This is a genomic window from Aminobacter sp. P4_D5 (assembly GCF_056401815.1).
The window spans coordinates 1-19,959 of sequence record NZ_JBFUIP010000102.1 but is presented as its reverse complement, the minus strand read 5'-3'; the positions used below and the strand labels follow the sequence as shown (position 1 = coordinate 19,959).

The 19,959-nt window shown below is 60.1% G+C and carries 22 protein-coding genes; 8 read left to right on the top strand and 14 right to left on the bottom strand.

The window, feature by feature from the left end; translation table 11 throughout:
• The 7 genes from AC1DWF_RS20345 to uxuA all read right to left on the bottom strand — a co-directional run.
• On the bottom strand, positions 1-798 hold a 798-nt coding region (locus AC1DWF_RS20345), incomplete at its 3' end, for an ABC transporter permease (RefSeq protein ID WP_476841984.1).
• Entirely contained in the window at positions 795-2,342 is a 1,548-nt protein-coding gene (locus AC1DWF_RS20340) for a sugar ABC transporter ATP-binding protein (protein ID WP_476788461.1), read from the bottom strand. The genes AC1DWF_RS20345 and AC1DWF_RS20340, both read right to left, overlap by 4 nt.
• Complete coding sequence (locus AC1DWF_RS20335) at positions 2,332-3,315, bottom strand: ABC transporter permease (protein WP_476788462.1); 984 nt, start codon at positions 3,313-3,315, stop codon at positions 2,332-2,334. Before AC1DWF_RS20335 ends, AC1DWF_RS20340 begins: the two co-directional genes overlap by 11 nt.
• 117 nt (positions 3,316-3,432) lie before the next feature.
• Positions 3,433-4,458 carry a sugar ABC transporter substrate-binding protein gene (locus AC1DWF_RS20330; RefSeq protein ID WP_476788463.1) on the bottom strand — a complete coding sequence of 342 codons (1,026 nt, stop codon included), beginning with the start codon at positions 4,456-4,458 and terminating at the stop codon, positions 3,433-3,435.
• 81 nt (positions 4,459-4,539) lie between these two features.
• Positions 4,540-5,343: an IclR family transcriptional regulator gene (locus tag AC1DWF_RS20325; protein WP_476783099.1), complete on the bottom strand. Its 804-nt coding sequence runs from the start codon at positions 5,341-5,343 to the stop codon at positions 4,540-4,542.
• The gene (locus AC1DWF_RS20320; protein WP_476783098.1) at positions 5,340-6,431 is read right to left on the bottom strand and encodes an ABC transporter substrate-binding protein; all 1,092 of its coding nucleotides are present in this window, start codon (positions 6,429-6,431) and stop codon (positions 5,340-5,342) included. The genes AC1DWF_RS20325 and AC1DWF_RS20320 overlap by 4 nt, the downstream gene beginning before the upstream one ends.
• A 173-nt stretch (positions 6,432-6,604) precedes the next feature.
• Positions 6,605-7,840 (bottom strand): mannonate dehydratase, encoded by a 1,236-nt coding sequence (uxuA, locus tag AC1DWF_RS20315; RefSeq protein WP_476783097.1) that lies wholly within the window; start codon positions 7,838-7,840, stop codon positions 6,605-6,607.
• A gap of 226 nt (positions 7,841-8,066) precedes the next feature.
• Here uxuA and AC1DWF_RS20310 point away from each other — a divergent pair, with 226 nt between their 5' ends.
• The 5 genes from AC1DWF_RS20310 to AC1DWF_RS20290 all read left to right on the top strand — a co-directional run bounded on the left by AC1DWF_RS20310 (position 8,067) and on the right by AC1DWF_RS20290 (position 12,443).
• Complete coding sequence (locus tag AC1DWF_RS20310) at positions 8,067-8,795, top strand: FadR/GntR family transcriptional regulator (RefSeq protein WP_476841983.1); 729 nt, start codon at positions 8,067-8,069, stop codon at positions 8,793-8,795.
• A 16-nt stretch (positions 8,796-8,811) separates the two neighbouring features.
• On the top strand, positions 8,812-9,612 hold the full coding sequence (locus AC1DWF_RS20305) for an SDR family NAD(P)-dependent oxidoreductase (protein ID WP_476786079.1): 801 nt from the start codon (positions 8,812-8,814) through the stop codon (positions 9,610-9,612).
• Between the two features lie 7 nt (positions 9,613-9,619).
• A complete protein-coding gene (locus AC1DWF_RS20300) occupies positions 9,620-10,729 on the top strand; it encodes a mannonate dehydratase (RefSeq protein ID WP_476788465.1) in 1,110 nt (369 codons plus the stop codon).
• Positions 10,730-10,836: 107 nt separating this feature from the next.
• Positions 10,837-11,571, top strand: a complete 735-nt coding sequence (locus tag AC1DWF_RS20295; RefSeq protein ID WP_476788466.1) for an SDR family oxidoreductase — start codon at positions 10,837-10,839, stop codon at positions 11,569-11,571.
• A 14-nt stretch (positions 11,572-11,585) separates the two neighbouring features.
• On the top strand, positions 11,586-12,443 hold the full coding sequence (locus AC1DWF_RS20290) for a fumarylacetoacetate hydrolase family protein (protein WP_476788467.1): 858 nt from the start codon (positions 11,586-11,588) through the stop codon (positions 12,441-12,443).
• A gap of 212 nt (positions 12,444-12,655) precedes the next feature.
• Here the strand turns inward: AC1DWF_RS20290 and AC1DWF_RS20285 are convergent, their stop codons facing one another.
• From AC1DWF_RS20285 to AC1DWF_RS20275, 3 genes are all read right to left on the bottom strand, one after another.
• On the bottom strand, positions 12,656-12,823 hold the full coding sequence (locus tag AC1DWF_RS20285) for a Thivi_2564 family membrane protein (protein WP_476788468.1): 168 nt from the start codon (positions 12,821-12,823) through the stop codon (positions 12,656-12,658).
• A gap of 68 nt (positions 12,824-12,891) precedes the next feature.
• A complete protein-coding gene (locus AC1DWF_RS20280) occupies positions 12,892-13,248 on the bottom strand; it encodes a hypothetical protein (RefSeq protein ID WP_476787304.1) in 357 nt (118 codons plus the stop codon).
• A 277-nt stretch (positions 13,249-13,525) separates the two neighbouring features.
• On the bottom strand, positions 13,526-13,954 hold the full coding sequence (locus AC1DWF_RS20275; RefSeq protein ID WP_476841982.1) for a DUF982 domain-containing protein: 429 nt from the start codon (positions 13,952-13,954) through the stop codon (positions 13,526-13,528).
• A gap of 219 nt (positions 13,955-14,173) precedes the next feature.
• Here AC1DWF_RS20275 and AC1DWF_RS20270 point away from each other — a divergent pair, with 219 nt between their 5' ends.
• From AC1DWF_RS20270 to AC1DWF_RS20260, 3 genes are read left to right on the top strand one after another with little or no spacing between them, the layout of a single operon-like run.
• Positions 14,174-15,250, top strand: coding sequence for a type III polyketide synthase (locus tag AC1DWF_RS20270; protein ID WP_476786455.1), 1,077 nt, complete (start codon positions 14,174-14,176; stop codon positions 15,248-15,250).
• A gap of 7 nt (positions 15,251-15,257) precedes the next feature.
• On the top strand, positions 15,258-15,980 hold the full coding sequence (locus AC1DWF_RS20265; RefSeq protein WP_476786454.1) for a methyltransferase domain-containing protein: 723 nt from the start codon (positions 15,258-15,260) through the stop codon (positions 15,978-15,980).
• Positions 15,977-17,161 carry an NAD(P)/FAD-dependent oxidoreductase gene (locus AC1DWF_RS20260; RefSeq protein WP_476786453.1) on the top strand — a complete coding sequence of 395 codons (1,185 nt, stop codon included), beginning with the start codon at positions 15,977-15,979 and terminating at the stop codon, positions 17,159-17,161. Before AC1DWF_RS20265 ends, AC1DWF_RS20260 begins: the two co-directional genes overlap by 4 nt.
• Before the next feature lie 384 nt (positions 17,162-17,545).
• On the opposite strand, the gene AC1DWF_RS20255 is transcribed toward AC1DWF_RS20260, so the two are convergent.
• From AC1DWF_RS20255 to AC1DWF_RS20240, 4 genes are all read right to left on the bottom strand, one after another.
• Positions 17,546-17,782: a DUF1344 domain-containing protein gene (locus tag AC1DWF_RS20255; protein ID WP_476841981.1), complete on the bottom strand. Its 237-nt coding sequence runs from the start codon at positions 17,780-17,782 to the stop codon at positions 17,546-17,548.
• Between the two features lie 456 nt (positions 17,783-18,238).
• Positions 18,239-19,108 (bottom strand): alpha/beta fold hydrolase, encoded by an 870-nt coding sequence (locus AC1DWF_RS20250; protein ID WP_476788469.1) that lies wholly within the window; start codon positions 19,106-19,108, stop codon positions 18,239-18,241.
• On the bottom strand, positions 19,089-19,328 hold the full coding sequence (locus AC1DWF_RS20245) for a DUF1127 domain-containing protein (RefSeq protein WP_476786160.1): 240 nt from the start codon (positions 19,326-19,328) through the stop codon (positions 19,089-19,091). The genes AC1DWF_RS20250 and AC1DWF_RS20245 overlap by 20 nt, the downstream gene beginning before the upstream one ends.
• Positions 19,329-19,458: 130 nt before the next feature.
• Positions 19,459-19,818: a hypothetical protein gene (locus AC1DWF_RS20240; RefSeq protein WP_476786159.1), complete on the bottom strand. Its 360-nt coding sequence runs from the start codon at positions 19,816-19,818 to the stop codon at positions 19,459-19,461.
• Between the last annotated feature and the right edge of the window lie 141 nt (positions 19,819-19,959).

Here is a 19,959-nt window from a genome sequence, read left to right as displayed (position 1 = left end):
AAGTACTGTTGCTGCGACGACCTGGAATTCGAAGGTCAGACCGGCGGTGTGCTGTGCCGAACCGACCCGGGCCGCCAAGATGATGCCTGCGACTGTTGCGAGTAGCGAACTGATGACGAAGCAGATGAACTTGACGCGGCGCACGTCGTAGCCGGCGAGCCGCGCGACCTCTGGATTGCCGCCAACCGCATAGATTTGTCTGCCGAATGGCCGGTGACGCATCATGTAACCGAAGGCTACGAGCAGGACGATGGCGATGACGGCCGAATAGGGAAGGAAGTTGAAGAGGCGGCCATCCGCGAGCGCGACGAAACTGTCGAGCGATGCGTTGTCGGGGATGGCGCGCTGTCCGGTATAGAGATAGACGCCGCCGCGCAGGACAAACATCATGCCCAGCGTCACGATCAGCGAATTGATGCCGACATAGGCCGTCAGGTAACCGTTGACGATGCCTATGGTCAGACCAATCGCCAGCGCCCCGGCAATACCGAGCGCCATCGAGTTGGTATCGTTCATGATGACGATCAGTGGCAGCGCAATAGCTGCCAGCAACGAACCGATCGAGATATCAACTTCGCCTGAAATGAAGACGAGGGCACAGCCGATGCCTGCGATCAATGGCAGCGAGGCTTGGCCAAGGACGTTGGTGATGTTGCGGGCGGAAAAGAAATTGTCCGCCGTGAACGAAAAGAACGCCAGAACGACGATCAGGCAGACCAGCAACGCGACCTCTTGGCGGCGGAAGATACGCGCCAGCATCGATGGCTGGCTGCGGGTCGATTGAAGGGCGATGGTCATGCGGCGTCCTTTCCCTTCGAGCCGATCGCGGCGTTCAGGATATTTTCCTGCGTGGCGTCGTCTCGCGACATCGTCGCTGTAAGGCGGCCCTCGCACATCACGACGATGCGGTCGGAAAGGCCGAGCAGTTCAGGCATTTCGGACGTCATCATCACCACCGCCAAGCCTTCGCCGGCAAGCCGGTCGATGAGCGCGAAGATCTCGGACTTCGCGCCAACGTCGATGCCGCGCGTCGGTTCGTCGACAACGATGACCTTGAGGCCGCGCATCAGCCAGCGCGCGATCAGAACCTTCTGCTGGTTTCCGCCAGACAGGTTCTTTATCTGCTGGAACAGGCTGGGCGTCTTGATCCGGAAGAGGTCGACATAGTTCTGAACCTCCTTCCTTTCTTTCGCCGTATCGACGAACCCGCCCGAAGCGAAGCGTTCCAGGGATGCCAGGCTGGCATTCTGGTAGACCGGCAGTTCGCCCATCAGACCCTCGGTCTTGCGATCCTCGGACAGAAGGCCGATGCCCAGCTTGACGCCGCTGCCGGTATTGTGCGGCACAAGCGCCTTGCCATCGATCATGATGATGCCGGCACTGATTGGGTCGAAGCCGACGATGGCCTTGGCGAGCTCGGTGCGTCCCGCGCCCATCAGCCCGAAGAAGCCGAGCACTTCGCCGGCGCGGGCCTCGAAGCTGACATTCTTGAGCTTTCGGGTGGTGGACAGGCCCTGCACCGACAGCGCGACGCTGGTACCGGCCGCGCCACGCTGGCGCGGAAACAGGTTCTCGATGCGACGGCCGATCATGTCCTGCACCAGCGTATCATGAGTGTGCTCGGCGATCGGCTTGGTCGAGATGTGGCGTCCGTCGCGCAACACCGTGACGGTGTCGGCGATCTCGAAAACCTCGTCCAGCTTGTGACTGACATAGACAACAGCAATGCCAAGCGAGGTGAGGCGCCGGATCACCGTGAACAGCAGCGCGACTTCGTTCGGCGTCAGCGATGAAGTGGGCTCGTCCATGACCACGACGCTCGCCTCATGGGCGAGTGCCCGGGCGATCTCGACCATCTGCTGCTGGCTGACCGGCAGCGAGCCGGTGCGCGCGGCAGGATCGACGTTGAAGCCGATCCGGTGGAACAGTGCCGCCGCATCCGCCTTGATTTTCTTCCAGTCGATCGATCCGGTTTTGCCTGTGGGGTAACCCTCGAGGAAGATGTTCTCGGCGACCGTGAATTCGGAGATCAAAGCGATCTCCTGGAACACGACCTTGATGCCTTCGCGCAGGCTGTCGCGCGGGGACTTGATGGCGACCTCGCGGTCGCGGACCCGGATCGTGCCGGTGTCTCGCTGGTAGACGCCGGCCATGATCTTGATCAGCGTCGATTTTCCCGCGCCATTCTCGCCCATCAAGGCATGGACCTTGCCCGGCTCCAGCGTCAGGTCGACATTTTCGAGCGCCAGCACGCCGGGAAATCGCTTGCCGATGCCGCGCATTTCGAGAGCGGGGACGCCCGGGTCACCCTGTCCGCCAAGGTGAGAAAGATCAGCGGTCATTGCGCTTGCTCCGTACCAGGTCGAGATAGGTCGCCAGCACAATGACGACGCCCGGCACGACCATCTGCAGGTCCTGGTTCCAGCCGAGAATGATGATGCCATTGTCGATGACCTTGAGGACCAGAACGCCGAGCAGGGTGCCGAACAGCGTTCCTCGACCTCCGCTCAAGCTGGTGCCGCCAAGGATGACAGCGGCGATGACCGTGAGTTCGAAGCCGCGGCCCGCAGTCGGCTGGCCGGCATTCATCAGGGACGCCAGAACGAGACCGGCGACGCCGACGCACAGGCCGGTGACCACAAATGCGAACAGCTTCAGGCGCTCCGATCGGATGCCCGACAACCGGACCGCCTTTTCGTTGGCGCCGACGGCATACAGATAGCGGCCGAGCGTGGTGAATCGCAGCGTGACATAGGCGACGGCAAAGATCGCAGCCGCAAGGATCACCGCGATCGGGAAGGGACCGACGTAGCCAGCACCCAGTGCGGTGAACGACGGCAACTGATGGTGGTTCTGAACCGCCTCGCGGGTAAACAGGTATACGCCGCCCTGCAGCATCATCATCATGCCGATGGTGCCGATTAGCGAATTTACCCTGAGCCGCGTGGCGACCAGGCCGTTGATGAGGCCAACGCCGCCAGCAAAAGCAAGCCCAGCAAGCAAGCCCAGCGGGAGGCTGCCGGTGGCGTTGAGCACTGCCATGCCGATGCAGCCGACAAAGGCCAGTGATGCGCCCACGGAGAGGTCGACCTCCGCGGTGATGATCAGCATTGTCATGCCCGAGGCCACGATGAGGACCAGTGCGCATTGGCGCAGGATCGCGATGATATTGGCTTCCGAATAGAACTGTGGCGCTGCAATTGAGATGGCCACGCACAAAGCCAAAAGGATTGCGCCGAGCACGATCTGACCGCTGCCGGCGATGTGACCAAGCGAGAATCGGCCGGGCGGGGCGGGTTGGGAAATGTCGCTCATTGCTTATCCACCTCACGGTGTCAGGCGATGCGCCCGAACTGGACGGGGCATCAGGGGTGCGTGGAACCGCGGCAAATATGGCCCCGCCCGACGCGGGCAGGGCCGGTTCACAGCGGCTTACTTCTTGAGATCGGCCGAAGTCTTCATGCACTTGGCCGGAGCCTGAAGCGCGTTGACGGTATCCCATTTGATGGACCGGGTTTTGCCATCGTAGTCGTAGTACGTCTTCCACTCCTCGCCGATCATCGGCGCGGTCGGGCTGACGATGTGCTCAGGCACCGCTTCGCCGTTGAAGAGTTTCACTGCGGCATCGACCGCTGTGAAACCTTCCTTTTCCGGGAACATTGCGGCCTCGATGCGATAGGAAGGTTCTTTTTCGATCGCGTTGATGAAGGCGAGGCCTTCGCCGCCGGTGCCCACGGTCAGAAGCCCATCCTGCGACTTGCCGGCGGCTTTCCAGGCTTGGAGTCCGCCAAGCGATGAATTGTCGTTGATGCCATAGATGATGTTGATGTCGGCATTCTTTGCCAGAGCGGCTGACGACACCTCGAGTGCGCGGTCTGGATTGCCGCCGCCGTCTAGATCGTGGACCATCACCGCATCGGGGACTTCAGTCTTGATGCCATCCATGAAGCCCTGCGACCGCAGAACCGTAGCCGACAGGAGCGGCAGGCCAACATTCATCACCTTCGCCACGCCACCAAGCTTTTCCTTGGCATATTTGCCGGCGGCCACGCCGGAATAATAACCGGTGTCGTAGTCGCAGATTGCGACCATGGTGGTCATGCCCTTGACCGGGTTGCCTTCCAGCACGACCGGGATGTTGGCGGCCTTGGCCTGGCGCAGCAGCGGCACGACCCCTTCTTCGTTGACCGGCGTGATGATGAGAACGTCAACGCCCTTCGCAATGAAGTCCTCGGCTGCTGATACCTGCTTGGCGATGTCGAGATTGGCGTCCTGGACCTCGATTTCGATGCCGAGCTCCTTGCCGCGAACCTGCATGCCCTTGATAACGTTCTGATACCATTCATGCGTGGCGTAGTTGGTCACGTAGCCGATTTTCTTCGGCATGTTCTGGGCCTGCGCGGAAACCGCCATCAGGGCGGCTGCCGAAGCCAGTAACAACGTTTTGGTCAAAGCCATTGTCTTCTCTCCCTTTGGTGCAGCCGTGACTGTCACCGATCTGGACGGAAACCGCCGTCCCGGGTTCGTGCGCACCTGGCCCTAGAGCAAATGCTCTGGAGCCCCGAGTGCAGCCGAAATCCTCCCTGCTGCTTCCACCGTCGTCCGCAAGACGGCGTCGCGGTCGAAACGGGCCTGCCTCTGCGGCAGGAAGGGCACCGTCAGTGCCGCGATCACCGAGCCGGTGTGGTCACGCACCGGAAGTGAGATGTTGGTGCAGGCATCGACCACCAATGAGGCGCGCACCTCGTGACCAAGGTCGCAGATCGCCTCGAGGCGAGCCTCGATTTCAGTTTGCGAGCCATAGGCATCGCCGGCTTCCACGATGCGCGCAACTGCAGCTTCGCGTTCTGCGCGGGGCAGGCCAGCCAGCAGGACCGCCCCGGAACTCGTCTCCATCGCCGGAAAGCGCGAGCCTAGCGCGACCGAGTAGCGCATCGGCAAAGGCGAATCGACTTGCAGGGCGATCATCACCTTGAGGTCGTCGAGCACGACAAGGTGGCAGCTCTGGTCCGAATTGGCCGCGAGATCGCGCATGATCGGCAGCGCGCGTTCGATCAGCCGGTTCACCGGAGGATGCATATGTGCCAGTTCGAACAGCTTGAGCGACAGACGAATTCGGTCTGTTTTGGTGCGTACCAGATAGCCACGTTTTTCCAGCAGCAACAGGATGCGGTAGACCTCGTGGATCGAGCGGCCAAGGCCCGTCGAAATTTCAGTCTGGGTCAGGCCGTCCGGCTGGCTGGCCATGAACTCGAGGATGTCGAGTACCTTTTCGGCAGCGGGAGCCCGGTATTCGCTCTTTCCGTTGTCTTCGCTGGCGGCCAGGATCTTGGAGAGAGTCATTGAGCCGCCTCGCTGCGCATCGGCTGATCGTGAGCATCCGCGTAGAGTCGCTCGAGCAGGCTGCACAATTCATCCGGTGCCAACTCGCCATAGATCGCCTTTGCGACATTCGGAGCGGCCTCACGAAAGAATGTGATGAAGCCCAGGTCGGTAGGGCGCAGATAGGACGTCTGGATCGTTTTGAGTGTGTCTTTGAAGAAATTCCGGGTCTCGGCATTCACGCGCGCATCCTGCCAAGCCGATAGCGAGCCGGGCTGACCGCCCGCATCGACGTAGAAACCGCGCTGATACTCGGGCGACGAAAGATGAATCGCATAGGCCATCGCCGCGTCACGATGCGGCGATTGCGCGCTCACCCCGATGCCTGCGCCGCCAAGCAGCGCGCCAGCGCAATTGTCGGCTGGGATGTCAGCGAAGCGGAGATGTTGGCCCTCGGTCGCCGAGGCATAGTTCACATAGCCAAATGCGTAGGGGACATAGACCACATCGTCATTGGCGATCATGTGGTCGTAGCAGCGGATCGGATTCCACTGACGCGAAAGCGGATGCGCAAGGGCAGCCAGTTCCTTGAGATCGGCAATGGCGCTCTCAACGACCTTCCTGTCGGTGAAGCCGTAGACGTCGTTGCCGGTCTTTTGCGCGCAGAATGTTAGCAGCAGGCACATGGCATCGGTTGGCACTGAGGGCAGGCCGATCCATTTTCCATGCTGCTGCACCTTGCGCGCCAGGGCGAGCAGGTCGGCGTGGTTTGCCGGCGGCGCGCCATAAGCAGCAAGGAGGTCCGGCCGATAGCTGGCCACCTGGCATGCCGCATCGATCGGAAGCGCCCACTGCCGTCCGGCCTTTGCGTAGGATGTCCAGGATTTTCCGACGGTGTCCGCCGCGAAGGCCTTGAGTTGTTCGGGCGCGAGATAGCCGTCGAAAGGCACCATCAGATGCGCTGCGGCAATGTCGCCGATGAAGGGGTGGTCGAAGATCACGAGATCATAGGAAGACAAAACGTCAGCGAGCGCGCCTTCGCCAAATTCGTAGAGGCTGCGACGATCCCATTCGATCTGAATGTCGGGATGGGCTTCGCTATAGGGCATGACGCTGGCATCCAGCGGTCCCCAGCAGCGGCGATGGTCCCACGCCAATCCTCGCAATTTGATCACTTCCAGCTGTCCTCCGGCGGCTCCGTTTGAGCCTCCATTCAATGACTCGGTTTTTTTATTTGTGCAAGTCTCTTGCCTATATGAAAATCATAAATCGGTTTGCAGGCTCAGATGTGGCGTCGTGTCGTCGTTGGTGCAGGGCTACTGGCGGCCGTTTGCCTGGCTGCCGTATAGCGCTCGACGGTGCGCATGACGCCCCTGAGTTCCGCCAGTCCCTTCAGCCGACCGATCAGCGAGTAGCCTGGATTGATGCGCGTCTTGCCGATGTCGTCGGCGAGGAGGTGGCCGTGGTCGGGGCGCATTGGGATGATGCAATCTTCGCGGCCTACGGCCTTGCGGGCGTGTTCTTCAGCAATCAGCGCTGCGACCACCGCAATCATGTCGGTCGAACCTTCCAGGTGCTCGTCTTCATGGAAGGAACCGTCGTCTTCGCGCTTGACGTTGCGCAGATGGGCGAAATGAATGCGGCTGCCGAACTCTTCGATCATGGCAACCAGATCATTGTCTGCGCGCGTGCCGTAGGAGCCGGTGCAGAATGTCAGCCCATTTGTTTGGGTGTCGACCGCGGCGAGGATGGCGCGTGCATCGTTGGCCGTGGAAACGATACGCGGCAGGCCAAACAGCGAGAAGGGCGGGTCGTCCGGGTGGATGCATAGCCGGACGCCCATCTCCTCGGCAACGGGAACAATCTCCTTGAGGAAGCTGAACAGGTTGGCCTGCAGGTCCGAATGGCTCATCGAGGCGTAGTCGAGCAGGGCCTGCTTGAACGAGGCGCGGTCATATTTGCGTTCGGTCGCCGGCAGGCCGGTAATCAGGTTCCGCTCGATTTGGGCGATGGCTTCGGCGCTGAGCGCCTTGAAGCGCGCCTCGGCCTCCTTGATCCGGCTCTCGCTGTAGGAAGCTGCCGCATTGGGGCGCTCGATGACAAAGATGTCGTAAGCGGCAAAGTCGATCGCGTCGAAACGCAGCGCGTAACCTGTCGTCGGCATGCGCCAGGTCAGGTCCGTGCGCGCCCAGTCGACCACCGGCATGAAATTGTAGCAGATGATCTTGATGCCGGCCGACGCTATGGCGCGGATCGTATCCTTGTACTGGTCGACATAGAAGGCGCGGCGTGGGCCGTCGATCTTGATGTCGTTGTGAACGGGGATGCTTTCGACAATGTCCCAGGTCAGTCCGGCAGCGCGAATGATGTCGTGGCGACGGTCGACTTCTTCCTGCGGCCAGCGCGATCCGTCATAGATGTGATGAAGGGCCGAAACGACGCCTACCGCGCCCGCCTGCTTCACATGGGAAAGCGTTACCGGATCGTCCTCGCCGAACCACCGCCAGCACTCGCGCATATGTCGTTCCTCCGAAATCGACAGGGTTCCTATTTAATTGTTGGACAAATGGCAAGCGTGAATCAAGGGGTGGCCGCTAATGAAGGCGTTTTTGATGCTGGATAGTTGACCATTCTCAAAAATGGGTACATAGGCGTCTCATTTGTCCAACCAAATGCCGAGCGCGACTTTGAGTGTTCAAGACAATCCCGATGAAACAGAACGCGCATCCAGCCGGCTTTCGCAGGTGGACCGCGTCGTCGACCAGATCCGCAATCTGATCGGGGCTCAGAGCCTGTCGGTAGGGGATTCGCTGCCCACCGAGCGCGAACTGTGCGAGATGTTCGGCGCCAGCCGCAATACGATCCGCGAAGCGCTGCGGGTGGTAAAGACCTACGGTTTCATAGACACCCAGACCAGGACGGGTGCCGTCATCAGCGACCGCAGCCACGAAGCCATTCGCGAACTGTTCGCCTTTCAGCTGCAGCTCTCGCCGGCATCCTTTCTCGACGTGCAGGGTTTCAGGCGCATCGTCGAGGTCGGTCTGGGCGATCAGGTTCTGCAATCCGCCAGCGATGCCGATTTCGACCAGCTCGACGCTATCAATAGCCGTATTTTGGATGCGACTTCGGCGCAAGAGGCGGCAGATTGCGACTTTGCCTTCCATTTTGCGCTGATCGAACTGACCGGCAACCGCACGCTGACGGAAACTTACCGGCTGCTAGCGCCAGTGATCGGCCACGTCATGACGGTGGGCAAGAAGAATGCGAGCGTGCTCGGCGAGACGTTTCGGGCGCATGGGGAGATCATCGCAGCGATGCGTAGCCGCGACCGCATCGCATACGCCTATCTCATGAGCCGGCATCTGGAATTTGCGCGGCGGTTTCTTGAGCCGTCGGCCGAAGGCGAAGCGGCGGCGCCCTCATTGCTGCTGGCCCCGCAAGGTTCCGCGCCAGCAAAGCAGAAGCACGATTGAAAGCAGGAGGCGACCGATGAGCTTCGACTATTCCCGCGAATTCGGCGGCAAGGTGGCGCTGGTGACCGGTACTTCTGGCATCGCGCGTGGCGCGGCGTTTCGGCTTGCCCGCGCTGGCGCGGCCGTACTCGCGCTCGGCATCGATGAGGCCGCGAACGATGAGATGGCTAAACTCGCGGCGGACGAGGGTTTGCGCCTTGTCGTAGCGAAAGCCGACGTTTCCAATGCCGACCAGGTTGGCGCGGCGGTAGATAGGCTCGCGCGGGAATTCGGCGGTCTGGACATTATCGTCAACTCGGCTGCAATCCATCCCTACGGCACGGTGGTGACCACCGATGCCGCGCTCTTCGCGCGCTGTCTTGCCGTCAACGTCGGCTCGATCCATCTGACCGCGCATTTCGGCATTCCGCTGATGGAGAAACGCGGCGGTGGTTCGATCGTCAATGTCGCTTCGGTGCAAGGGCACGCTTGCCAGCAGAACGTCGCCGCCTACGTGGCTTCGAAAGGTGCCATCCATGCGCTGACGCGGGCAATCGCGATCGATCACGCGGCGAGCCAGATCCGCGTCAATTCGGTGAGCCCAGGCTCGGTTCGCACGCCACTGCTTGCATATGCTGCCCGCACTTTCGATGGGCCCGATGCCGACGTCGAGGACGTATTCCGTCGTTTCGGTGCTGCACACCCCCTCGGCCGTATTGGTGAAGTCGACGAGGTGGCGGAGATGATCGCCTATCTCGCGTCCGACCGGTCTCGGTTTTGCACGGGCGGCGATTTCTTGATCGACGGCGGCCTGAAGGCCGGCCTCGGCGTTAAATAGGTGACGAATGAAAATCGGACTGGGCCTTTATCGCGACTCCCTGACTGTCGACAATTTTCGCTTCGCCCAACAGGCCGGGGCAACGCATCTGGTCGTTCACCTGACCAACTACTTCAAGGGCAAGAACCCCCAGCTCTCCCGTGGCAACGACACCGACGGTTGGGGTGACTGTTCCACGGATGAGCCTTGGACATTCGAAGAACTTTCAAGTCTCGTGAAAACCATCCGCGCCAACGGCCTGGAGCTGGCGGCTCTGGAAAACTTCTCCCCACGCTTCTGGTCGGATGTTTTGCTGGACGGCCCGAACCGGCAAAAGCAGATCGAGCAGTTGAAACGCATGATCGCCGATGCCGGCCGTGCCGGCGTACCGGTCATCGGCTACAATTTTTCGATCGCAGGGGTCTGGGGCTGGGATCGGGGGGCCTATGCCAGAGGCGGCGCGATGTCGGTCGGTCTCGACCTTGCCGAGATCGATCCACAGGTTCCGATACCCGACGGGGTGGTGTGGAACATGCGATACCGAACCGGCAAGCCGGGTGCCGCACCCATTCGCGTGTCGAGCGCCGAGCTGTGGGAGCGTCTGACCTATTTCCTGAAGGAAATGGTTCCGGTTGCCGAAGAAGCAGGCGTGATGCTGGCTGCGCACCCGGACGATCCGCCGGCCGAGGAACTGCGCGGCACAGCAAGGCTAGTTAATCGGCCCGAGAAGTATGATCGGCTGATGGATATCGTCGACTCGCCATCGAACGGCCTCGAATTGTGCCTCGGTTCTCTTCAGGAAATGCCCGGCACACCGGAAATCTATAGCCATGTCCGCCGCTTCGCTGCGCGAAAACGCATAGGCTATATCCATTTCCGAAACGTCAGCGGCAAAGTGCCGAAGTATCACGAGACCTTTGTCGACGACGGCGACATCGACATGGCGGAAGTTGTGCGGGTGTTGCGCGACGAAAATTATGATGGCGTTCTCATTCCGGACCATACGCCCGAGATGAGCTGCGAGGCACCTTGGCATGCAGGAAAGGCGTTCGCCCTCGGCTACATGAGGGCCCTGGTCCAGAATGCTGCCAACCTTGGCGAATCCTATTCAAAGGACTTCAAGGCCGCCGCCGAGTAACACCCTGCGCAATAGTCCGATCTGTGCACATCTGGCAAACGCGCGCCAACGAAGCCCTACGGGCTATCGGCGCGTGGCCAATACCCAAATATCGAGAGGCAAAGTGAATGACTGGAAAGCTTGAGGGCAAGACGGTGGTAGTGACCGCCGCGGCGCAAGGGATAGGTCGGGCGAGCGCGCTGGCGTTTGCCAATGCGGGCGCGACTGTTTATGCGACCGACATCAACGAAGGGCTGCTGGTAGAACTCGCGGTCGAGCCAGGAATAGCGGTGCGCCGGGTGGACGTGCTGAACGACGAAAACGTCAGGTCGGCTTTTGCACAAATCGGCAAAGTCGATGTCCTTTTGAACTGCGCGGGCTTTGTCCATGCCGGCTCAATTCTCGATATGAAGGACGAGGATCTCGACTTCGCCATCAATCTCAATGTGCGCTCGATGATCCGGACCATTCGTGCTGTGCTACCCGGCATGCTGGAGCGGCGGGACGGTGCGATCATCAACATGTCGTCAGTTGCCGGCAGCGTTAAGGGCGTGCCGAACCGTTTTGCCTACGGTGTCACAAAGGCAGCGGTTGTCGGGCTGACAAAGGCCATCGCTGCCGACTACGTGTTGCAAGGCATTCGCTGCAATGCGATCTGCCCAGGAACTGTCGAAAGTCCTTCGCTTGGCGATCGCATGCGAGCGCAGGGCGACTACGAACAGGCTCGCGCCGCATTTATCGCCCGTCAGCCAATGGGGCGGATTGGGACGCCCGAAGAAATCGCTGAACTTGCCGTCTATCTCGCTGGCGCCACCTATACCACCGGCCAAGCCTACGCCATCGATGGCGGATGGACGATCTAACGACTGAGGATGACATGAAGCTTCTTCGCTATGGGGACGTGGGGCGTGAGCGTCCCGCCATGATGGATGCCGATGGCAACATCCGTGACCTTTCCGAACATGTGACGGATCTCGCCGGAATAGCACTCGATCCTGCAGCGCTTGCTGGCCTGGCCAATATCGATCCTCAGGGGCTTCCTTTGGTCAGTGGTAATCCGCGCATTGGTGCTTGCGTCACGTCAGTCGGGAAGTTCATCTGCATCGGCCTCAACTATTCCGACCATGCCGCCGAGACTGGCGCGACGGTACCGCCGGAGCCCATCATCTTCATGAAGGCGACTTCGGCTATCGTTGGCCCGGACGACGACGTCCTGATCCCGCGCAACTCGCAGAAGACCGACTGGGAGGTTGAGCTCGGCGTCATTATCGGCAAAACCGCGAAATATGTTTCGGAAGGTGATGCGCTCGACCATGTCGCTGGCTACTGCGTCATCAACGACGTGTCGGAACGTGCCTTCCAGACCGAGCGTTCGGGTCAGTGGACCAAGGGCAAGAGTTGCGACACCTTTGGTCCTATCGGTCCCTTTTTGATCACCAAAGACGAGGTCGCGGATCCCCAGGACCTGAGAATGTGGCTGATGGTCAACGGAGAGACCATGCAGGACGGCTCCACCCGCACCATGGTCTACGGGGTAGCGTTCCTAGTGTCATATCTCAGCGAGTTCATGAGCTTGCAACCAGGAGACATCATCTCCACGGGCACCCCGCCTGGCGTCGGCATGGGTATGAAGCCCCAGCGGTACCTCAAGGTCGGGGACATCGTGGAGCTCGGTATTGAAGGGCTCGGTACCCAGAGACAAAATGTCAGGGCGGACCACCAACAGTTGGATTGATCCTTGACAGGTTCAGGATCACTCCAGGTCGCAGTGCGGCCCAGAAAGGCTTGGCGATCTGTCAAGCCCTGTGTCGACTATGATCGAGGGGCCGCCGACGCTGACCAGGAACCGGCATCAATGGGCGCGATCCGCGCCCATTCCACATCCACGCTCTGAAGCAGACTTCATGCGCAAGCGCAGTCTCACAAATCCCATTTCCAAACAGCCTATTAGAAGACTGCCAAATACTTGAGCAGTGAGATAATGCCGATAATGATCACGATTATTTGGACGATCTGTCGCGTTCTGCCGTCGATAGGCAGCCGCTGGACGAGGTAAAGGACCAACACGATCACGAGAAATGTGATCAGAATGCCGATTAGGACTGATGACGCCATTTGGCTCTCTCCTTGGAAACCGAACTGTGCCGCTGCAATAGCTATAGTCGGATGGTCAATCGTTGAGATCAGTACCAGCGACCACTTGCGTCACTCGATGCCTTTGTAGCGGCCAAGCCAATCAATATGCCGACGAAGGTGGCCATGCCGACCAAGGCAGCGGTTGTCCGCGGGTTCTCGCGCGCAGCCTCTGATACAGACTGCGCTTGCGTACGGAGCTGCTGCGCTGCCTGCGACGCACGCCCCGATGCGCTGTCATAGACTTCGCTCGCGGTGTCGCGAGCATCGTCCAACAGTGCCGTACTTCGCTTCGAAATGGATTTGTTGATCTTGGTTATCTCCTTGCGCAGTTCGGAGATCTGCTTTTCGAGCGTCTTTTGGATATCAGCGATGTCAGGGGGATCAACCTTCGGTGCGTCAGCCATCTTTTTTCCTTCAATTACAACCTGATAACAACGTCGCGGCGCTGCATTCGTTCCCGTCGGCTCTCTCTAAATTCCAGCCGTAGGATGCGTTGGCCAGGAGGAACAGGAACGCGGGCTCAATCCTTCATCGGCGCTTCAGCCAATACCCAACCTCGCTGCAGAAAGTTTCGAAGGGCTCCCTGCCTTATCAGTATGGACCCATTGATACCGCCCTGCAGCGTGTGGGACGGTTGCATACGCGCAGCCGCCGTTGGCGCGTTGCCGCCTTTCGAAATGGCTATGTCGGAAAATTCTCGCGCGGTGTTAGAGGCGCTGGAGCAACAGAAATCGGGATTGCAGTTGATCGAAAAATGCCGGCCGAACGCGCGAAGCCGATAAATGCTAGTCGCCCGTCGCCACAGGGCAGCCGTGCTTCCTTTGAGGCCTTACAGGCTCTCAATGCCGTCTGATAAATAGRGCCGCGACGTTCTTGGGGCCATCTTTCGAGAAACGTCAGCGCATCGTGAATAGTGGAAATTTCCCACTCGACGTTGTCCACGTCGCCGACATGAACTGGCAGATTGAAGGGAAGGGCGTTCAAAAAGGGAAACCTCCGCAACTGGTATACAACAACGCACGGGTGCCCGGTTCGTTGCGGTGGCAAGAAAAATTGATCATTGGAGCTAAATCTGCGCTCTCGGTCGGTCCCACAGAGTTCCTCGACCATTGCATGGGTATGATGATTGCTCCTGGGACGATTTCCCCGCCAGGGACGTTGTTGAGTGTTGAGTGGCGGAAAAGTGAGTTCCACGCTCCGCAACCAGAGCGTGGAACCGCGCCGCCAGCTTGATCGTTCTAATATATGGCGGCGTGGCCTGGATGCTCGCTTCAGCGCCGAATGCAATTTCGACCACACGATCGGACAGTACAGGTCAGGAGTATGGCCATGTCGTCAGACGCCTATGTGAACCGTGTCGCAACCGCTGTGCCCGAACACGAGGTGCATCGATTTTTTCTCGATTTTGCGGCCTCACTGCTCACCGACGACCCGCGGCGCCAGGCAATTTTCGCTCGTATGGCCGACAAGGCAGGCATTGAACACCGCTATTCATGCTTTGCCCCCACCACCGATCCCAACGGCGCGATGCTCGACGTCGGCGAAGTCTTTGCTCGCGGCGCTTTTCCCGGGACGCGCAAGCGCATGGAGATGTTCGAAGCTGCTGCGCCCCAGCTCGCGCAACAGGCCATAGACCGTCTCCTGGTTGGCGAGGACCGTGGCCGCATCACGCATCTTCTTGTTACGACATGCACAGGTTTTTCCGCCCCAGGTATCGATCTCGATCTCGTGGCGATGTGCGGGCTGCCGACATCCGTCGAGCGCACGATGATAGGCTTCATGGGTTGTTATGCGGCTATCAGCGCCCTGAAGCTCGCGCGCCACATCGTTCGGTCGGACCCCAAGGCCCGGGTTCTTGCCGTAAACATCGAAGTCTGCACGCTCCATCTCAACGAGACCACCGATTTGGAGAAGTTGCTTTCATTCTGTCTTTGGGGCGATGGTTGCGCAGCAGCACTTGTCACATCCGAGCCCCACGGAATCCGCCTCGAAAGTTTCCACGCGGTCGTGGCTGCGGACAAACGGGATTTGATGACCTGGGGCATCCACGACAACGGTTTCGAGATGTTCCTTTCCGGCCAGGTTCCAGCCGCCATCCACGAAGCCTTGACCAGCAATGTCAACGACATCCTGGCGCACGCCTCAATTAGGGATGTCGGCCTTTGGGCTGTACACCCGGGTGGACGGTCTGTTCTCGACGCAGTCGAACGGGCGCTGGGCCTCGGCCCGGAAGCATTGAATGCTTCGCGCCAAGTGCTTCGGGAGTACGGCAACATGTCGTCGTCCACAGTGATGTTTGTCGTAGAAAAAATGCTCCGTGGAAGCCGCTCGGGACTRCTGGGCTGCGCCATGGCCTTTGGGCCCGGGCTGACGGCGGAGACCATGATGTTCCAAACGGTCAACTGAGCAACACATGTCGACAGAACTCACATGTCGTCGGATCGCACCTGAAATTCTCGACGACCTTTCAGCCGACGACCCGAGGGCGATAGCCTCCAGACATGACCTCATTCGCATCAACGCGCTGATGTTTCATGTTGGGATGATGGTTCGGCTGCTTCGGCGACATGTCTCGGTGCCGCCAGCGCATATCCTCGAGATAGGAGCCGGTGACGGCACATTCATGCTGAAGGTCGCGCGCAGGCTGGCGACGTACTGGCCTCGGGTTAAGCTGACGCTACTAGACCGCGTCGACCTCGTTACCCGAGACCGCCGGGAAGACTTTGCAAAGCTTGGCTGGCAGGTGGAACCCGTGACGGCCGACGTGTTCGAGTGGTTGGCTCGTGAGGACCATCCTTGTTTTGAGGTCACTACGGCAAATCTGTTCCTGCATCATTTCACGGATGCGGACCTGGCTACGTTACTCTTGAAGCTGCGACCGCAAACAAGTGTGTTCCTCGCTACGGAGCCGCGCCGATGCCGCCTAGCCCTGAGCGCATCCCGCCTGCTGCGGGCGATTGGCGCGAACGAGGTCACCCAGCATGATGCGCCGGCCAGCGTCCGTGCCGGATTCCGCGGAGCTGAAATATCCAGTCTGTGGCCAGATGTGCCGGGAAGCTTTGTCGAAGAGTGGCGTGCGGGACCATTCACCCATGTCTTCACAGCGACTGACATTTCGTCAGGGGCGCGCGCATGAATTACGATGCGATCGTGATTGGGGCAGGCCCCGCAGGCTCTTCCGCAGCACTGGGACTTGTCCAACAAGGTTGGACTGTAGCGATCATTGAAAGAACCGAATTCCCGCGCCGCAAGGTCTGCGGCGAATTCATCTCGGCGACCAACCTTGCCTTGTTGGACCGGTTTGGTGTGGGGGATGCTTGGCGGGCCGAGGCAGGTCCTGAAGTTCACAGCATTGGCCTGTTCGTTGCCGAGAGAATGATCGAGGCACCCATGCCGCGTACTTCGGCGGGAGGGTACGGCCGAGCCTTGGGTCGGGATCTGCTGGACACGCTGCTTCTGGACGCGGCTCGAAAGGCGGGAGCCGAAGTCTTCCAGCCATGGCATGCCGTCGAAATAGCCGCAAACGGCGAGTGCCAGGCCGTCCGGATAACGTCAGGGAACAAGGATTTGATGCTTCGCGCTCCCGTGGTCATCGCGGCACACGGGTCATGGGAGCCAGAGAAACTGCCGAGCCGATTGTCAAAGACGCACAGTCCATCTGACCTTTTCGCGTTCAAGGCCCATTTCAGCGGCGCGCAACTTCCCCAAGACTTGATGCCTCTGTTTGTCTTCCCTGGCGGCTATGGCGGCATTGTTTGGTCCGACAATGATCGCCTGTCGATCTCCTGCTGCATCCGGCGCGATGTCCTTGCAAAAGTGCGAGCCGCCTCTGGCAGCAGGCCTGCGGGAGATGTGGTGTTCAGGCATGTCGCGGCGACTTGTCGAGGCGTGGAGAACACGATCGTTGGGGCAGTGCTTGAGGGCAACTGGCTTGCTGCGGGACCAATACGACCGGGCATCCGTTCTTGCTATGAAGACGACATTTTCCGCGTTGGCAATTTGGCGGGAGAGGCACATCCAATCGTCGCCGAAGGAATCTCGATGGCGATTCAATCCGGCTGGCTGCTCGCTTCGGAACTCGCTCGCACCGGTGCCCACGACAAGGTTTTGCGAGAGAGTGCCGGGCGAAGATATTCGGCCCTGTGGCGAAGGCAGTTTCTTGTCCGCATCCATGCTGCGGGCGCTTTGGCCCGGGTCGTTGCGCGCCCGAACCTGGCAGCTGTCGCCGGATCTCTGGTGCAGAACTTTCCCGGACTTTTGACCTTTGGCGCCAAGTTGAGCGGCAAGACCAAGCGCGTTCCAGGGTTCAGCATATGAGCCAGCCCATGTAGCTCCGCTCGGCGATGTTCGAAATTCCCTGCCAGACGCAATTGCGACGGCTGGCCATATCGGCGTTTGCCAGCCCTCCTGGGAGTTGGCTCACGCAAATCAGCCTAGCCAAGTCAAGCTGATCCTGGATGCGGTGTGGGTGACCCATTCACCTCGAGAAAAACCGGGCTCGGCAACCCAGACCGGCGACATATCCGGGGTAGGCGGGGTGCGGGCGCTCGAGAGGCTTGAGAGCCGTGGGAGGGGCGTCGGCGCAGGAGTGTTGCGCGGCTTGCGAACTCGACAATGCAAAAAGCCATGGGCGAAGCGGGCGCCCATGGCTTCGCGGCTGCCTGTCAGGCTGCCTGCAGCGGAGATCCGTGGGGATCAGATCTACCGCAATACGTTGGTGACCTTGTCACCTTCGTCGTTGAGCTGAATAGAAACCTTTTCGCCGACCTGCAGGGCGGGAAGGGCAACGTCGCGCGGAATGGTGAAACTCTTGCCGCTCTCGAGTGTGACGACACGCGTGTACGGGTTGAACTTGGCGATCATACCATTCGAGGATGACGCCAGAGCGGCGCCGGACATKAAGGCGAGTGAAGCGGCTGCGAGAACAAGGGTCTTCATTGAGTGTTTCCTTCTTGGGACTTGGGAGGCGACGCCAACATCGGCGACGTCCCCTTTCTAGCGGCCCTCTGTTTCGTGCTGTTTTCCGAGCGTGGCGATAAATGTTTCGTTTGTTTCAATCAGGCGAGAAGCGAAGAAAAATGAAAGATCCGGCCGTCACAAGGACGTTTCCTTGCGATCCGGAAATGATCATGGGCTCAGCCGCGCGGTGGAGCCAAGCACGATGGCTGGCGCGCGGACGGCGCTGAAATCGCGATTTGATGGTGCGGTGAAGAGGCAGTTCGGGCGAGTTGGTCGTGGCGCTGTATGCGTCTGCAGGGGAGGCGGGCCTGCAGCCAGGCCCGTCTGGCGGGTGCGCCCATCGAACCGGCCGGCCGAATTCGCAATCGCTGGGAGGCAACGTAGGCAGCGGGCTTTGCCCTGGCAACCAAACGGCGTGCGGCCGTTGGGTGCCGGTTATCGCGCCGCTGAACTCCAGGCGCGGGCATTGTGCCACGCCCGCAAATTGCGTCCTGATCGATCGGCAGCTCTCAGATGAGCGGCAATCAAGGGGTCGATGATATGGGGATCGGTTAACGGCGCCATATGTCCCGCATCCGGGACCATCACCAAGCGTGCGCCTGGAATCGCTTCCGCAACCATCTCCGTGACGCGTAGACTGGCGAGCGGGCTTTCAAGCGCCATCACTGCCAGCGTCGGGCAAACCAGTCGGGCGCAGCTTCCCAAAGGCCATGATCTGGCAAGCGAAGCGGCGAAGTCCGAGGCCACCCGCGCCGCTTGCGCGGCAAGTTTGTGGCGAAGGGCGCCACTGGAATTCCCCCAAGCGCCTTTGCCGTGCCAGAAGTCGATGTAGGCGCGCATGGCCGCTGCCGGCACATTGGCACCGACAGCGGTATCGATTTCTTCAGCCAGTACGGAAAGCTCGGCAAACAAGGCCACGTCGTTTGGATCGCCGTCGCGCAGTAGGTGATAAACCGCGGGCTCGATGAGTGTAAGGCTAAGCACTAGATCCGGCCGCGACATTGCGACTTCCATAGCGAGTGCAGCGCCGTGCAGATGGCCGACGACGTGCATAGGCGCGTCGTTGCGCTGCATGGCTGCGATCAAGCTTGCGGCGATCTGCTCCATGCCGCGCGCAACATTCAATTGCGCATCGCCATATCCGGCCAGATCTGGTGCATGCAACCGGTAGCGGCCCCTGAGGTAATCCGAGAGGCCATGCCATTGTTGCCCGCTGCTGGCAGCACCATGGAGCGCCAGCACAGGTGGCCTGAAGTCAACCTCAGCGACATCAAGACTGTTCAAGTCAGCCCAGGTCATCTTCATGGCCACGCCTCCGGCCAGCGGAAGAACCATGGGCAAGCCAATCTATTTCGCACCTGGGCACGCCAATGTCCTTCAGCAGGAAGTCGTCCAGTTCGGACAGGTGCCGAACGGCGCGGTAGTGTGCCCGCCGCGCGCGGTGTGCCTGAAAGGCAAGGCGAAGTTTCGCAGCCCAGGTTGGGGCAAGAGCCGAAGCTGGGGATCTTATGGTGAGTGTTGGCATTTTTGGACCTCCGTCCGTGAGCGACGCCAGACCAGCGACGTTCTGTTTTAGTTCATTACTATTTCAGCTCGTTTTCTGGAATCGGTGAGCAGTGTTTCGTTTGTTTCAAACGGGCCTTTTTCCCGTCGGCTCAGTCGGTGCGCGGCATGCTGTCTACGCACGGAATGAGCGGCTTGGCGCCAAGATGTGCAGCGCTACCTGTCAGCGTGTCGGAGGACGTGAGGCCGAAACTGCGCGGTGCGCTGCGGGTCGTGGAACGTACCGGTGCTTCCCAAAACAGGAACCGCATTCTACCCGGCGATGCACCCAGCGAGGCTTGGGAAGAGGAATCGGGGACCCCGCCTGGCATGGCTGTGTATGGCGTCGCCTGCGGCTGTCTTGCGGACAATCCGTCAAAGCTCGGAAATTGCATGAGCGAGCCGAAATCGTTGGCATGTGCTGCGCCGAACGTCGGCAAGACAGCAGCTATGGCGAGAAGGGGCAGTCTCATCTTCCATCTCCTCATGAGGTGTTCGGTTGGTGGACGTCGGCGTCCTTCATGCGCGTAGCCCATCAACAGACCGGTTGTTTTTTGGTAGACTCCTTCGGCTGCAGAGCGGCCGAGCGAAGTCGACGCAGTGGAAGCTAACGC

What these genes read in the sequence shown, in the direction of transcription:
- AC1DWF_RS20340 (WP_476788461.1), bottom strand. Translation starts at nt 2,342, where the DNA reads ATGACCGCTGATCTTTCTCACCTTGGCGGACAGGGTGACCCGGGCGTC.
- AC1DWF_RS20335 (WP_476788462.1), bottom strand. Translation starts at nt 3,315, where the DNA reads ATGAGCGACATTTCCCAACCCGCCCCGCCCGGCCGATTCTCGCTTGGT.
- AC1DWF_RS20330 (WP_476788463.1), bottom strand. Translation starts at nt 4,458, where the DNA reads ATGGCTTTGACCAAAACGTTGTTACTGGCTTCGGCAGCCGCCCTGATG.
- AC1DWF_RS20325 (WP_476783099.1), bottom strand. Translation starts at nt 5,343, where the DNA reads ATGACTCTCTCCAAGATCCTGGCCGCCAGCGAAGACAACGGAAAGAGC.
- AC1DWF_RS20320 (WP_476783098.1), bottom strand. Translation starts at nt 6,431, where the DNA reads ATGCCCTATAGCGAAGCCCATCCCGACATTCAGATCGAATGGGATCGT.
- uxuA (WP_476783097.1), bottom strand. Translation starts at nt 7,840, where the DNA reads ATGCGCGAGTGCTGGCGGTGGTTCGGCGAGGACGATCCGGTAACGCTT.
- AC1DWF_RS20305 (WP_476786079.1), top strand. Translation starts at nt 8,812, where the DNA reads ATGAGCTTCGACTATTCCCGCGAATTCGGCGGCAAGGTGGCGCTGGTG.
- AC1DWF_RS20300 (WP_476788465.1), top strand. Translation starts at nt 9,620, where the DNA reads ATGAAAATCGGACTGGGCCTTTATCGCGACTCCCTGACTGTCGACAAT.
- AC1DWF_RS20295 (WP_476788466.1), top strand. Translation starts at nt 10,837, where the DNA reads ATGACTGGAAAGCTTGAGGGCAAGACGGTGGTAGTGACCGCCGCGGCG.
- AC1DWF_RS20290 (WP_476788467.1), top strand. Translation starts at nt 11,586, where the DNA reads ATGAAGCTTCTTCGCTATGGGGACGTGGGGCGTGAGCGTCCCGCCATG.
- AC1DWF_RS20285 (WP_476788468.1), bottom strand. Translation starts at nt 12,823, where the DNA reads ATGGCGTCATCAGTCCTAATCGGCATTCTGATCACATTTCTCGTGATC.
- AC1DWF_RS20280 (WP_476787304.1), bottom strand. Translation starts at nt 13,248, where the DNA reads ATGGCTGACGCACCGAAGGTTGATCCCCCTGACATCGCTGATATCCAA.
- AC1DWF_RS20265 (WP_476786454.1), top strand. Translation starts at nt 15,258, where the DNA reads ATGTCGACAGAACTCACATGTCGTCGGATCGCACCTGAAATTCTCGAC.
- AC1DWF_RS20260 (WP_476786453.1), top strand. Translation starts at nt 15,977, where the DNA reads ATGAATTACGATGCGATCGTGATTGGGGCAGGCCCCGCAGGCTCTTCC.
- AC1DWF_RS20250 (WP_476788469.1), bottom strand. Translation starts at nt 19,108, where the DNA reads ATGAAGATGACCTGGGCTGACTTGAACAGTCTTGATGTCGCTGAGGTT.
- AC1DWF_RS20245 (WP_476786160.1), bottom strand. Translation starts at nt 19,328, where the DNA reads ATGCCAACACTCACCATAAGATCCCCAGCTTCGGCTCTTGCCCCAACC.
- AC1DWF_RS20240 (WP_476786159.1), bottom strand. Translation starts at nt 19,818, where the DNA reads ATGAGACTGCCCCTTCTCGCCATAGCTGCTGTCTTGCCGACGTTCGGC.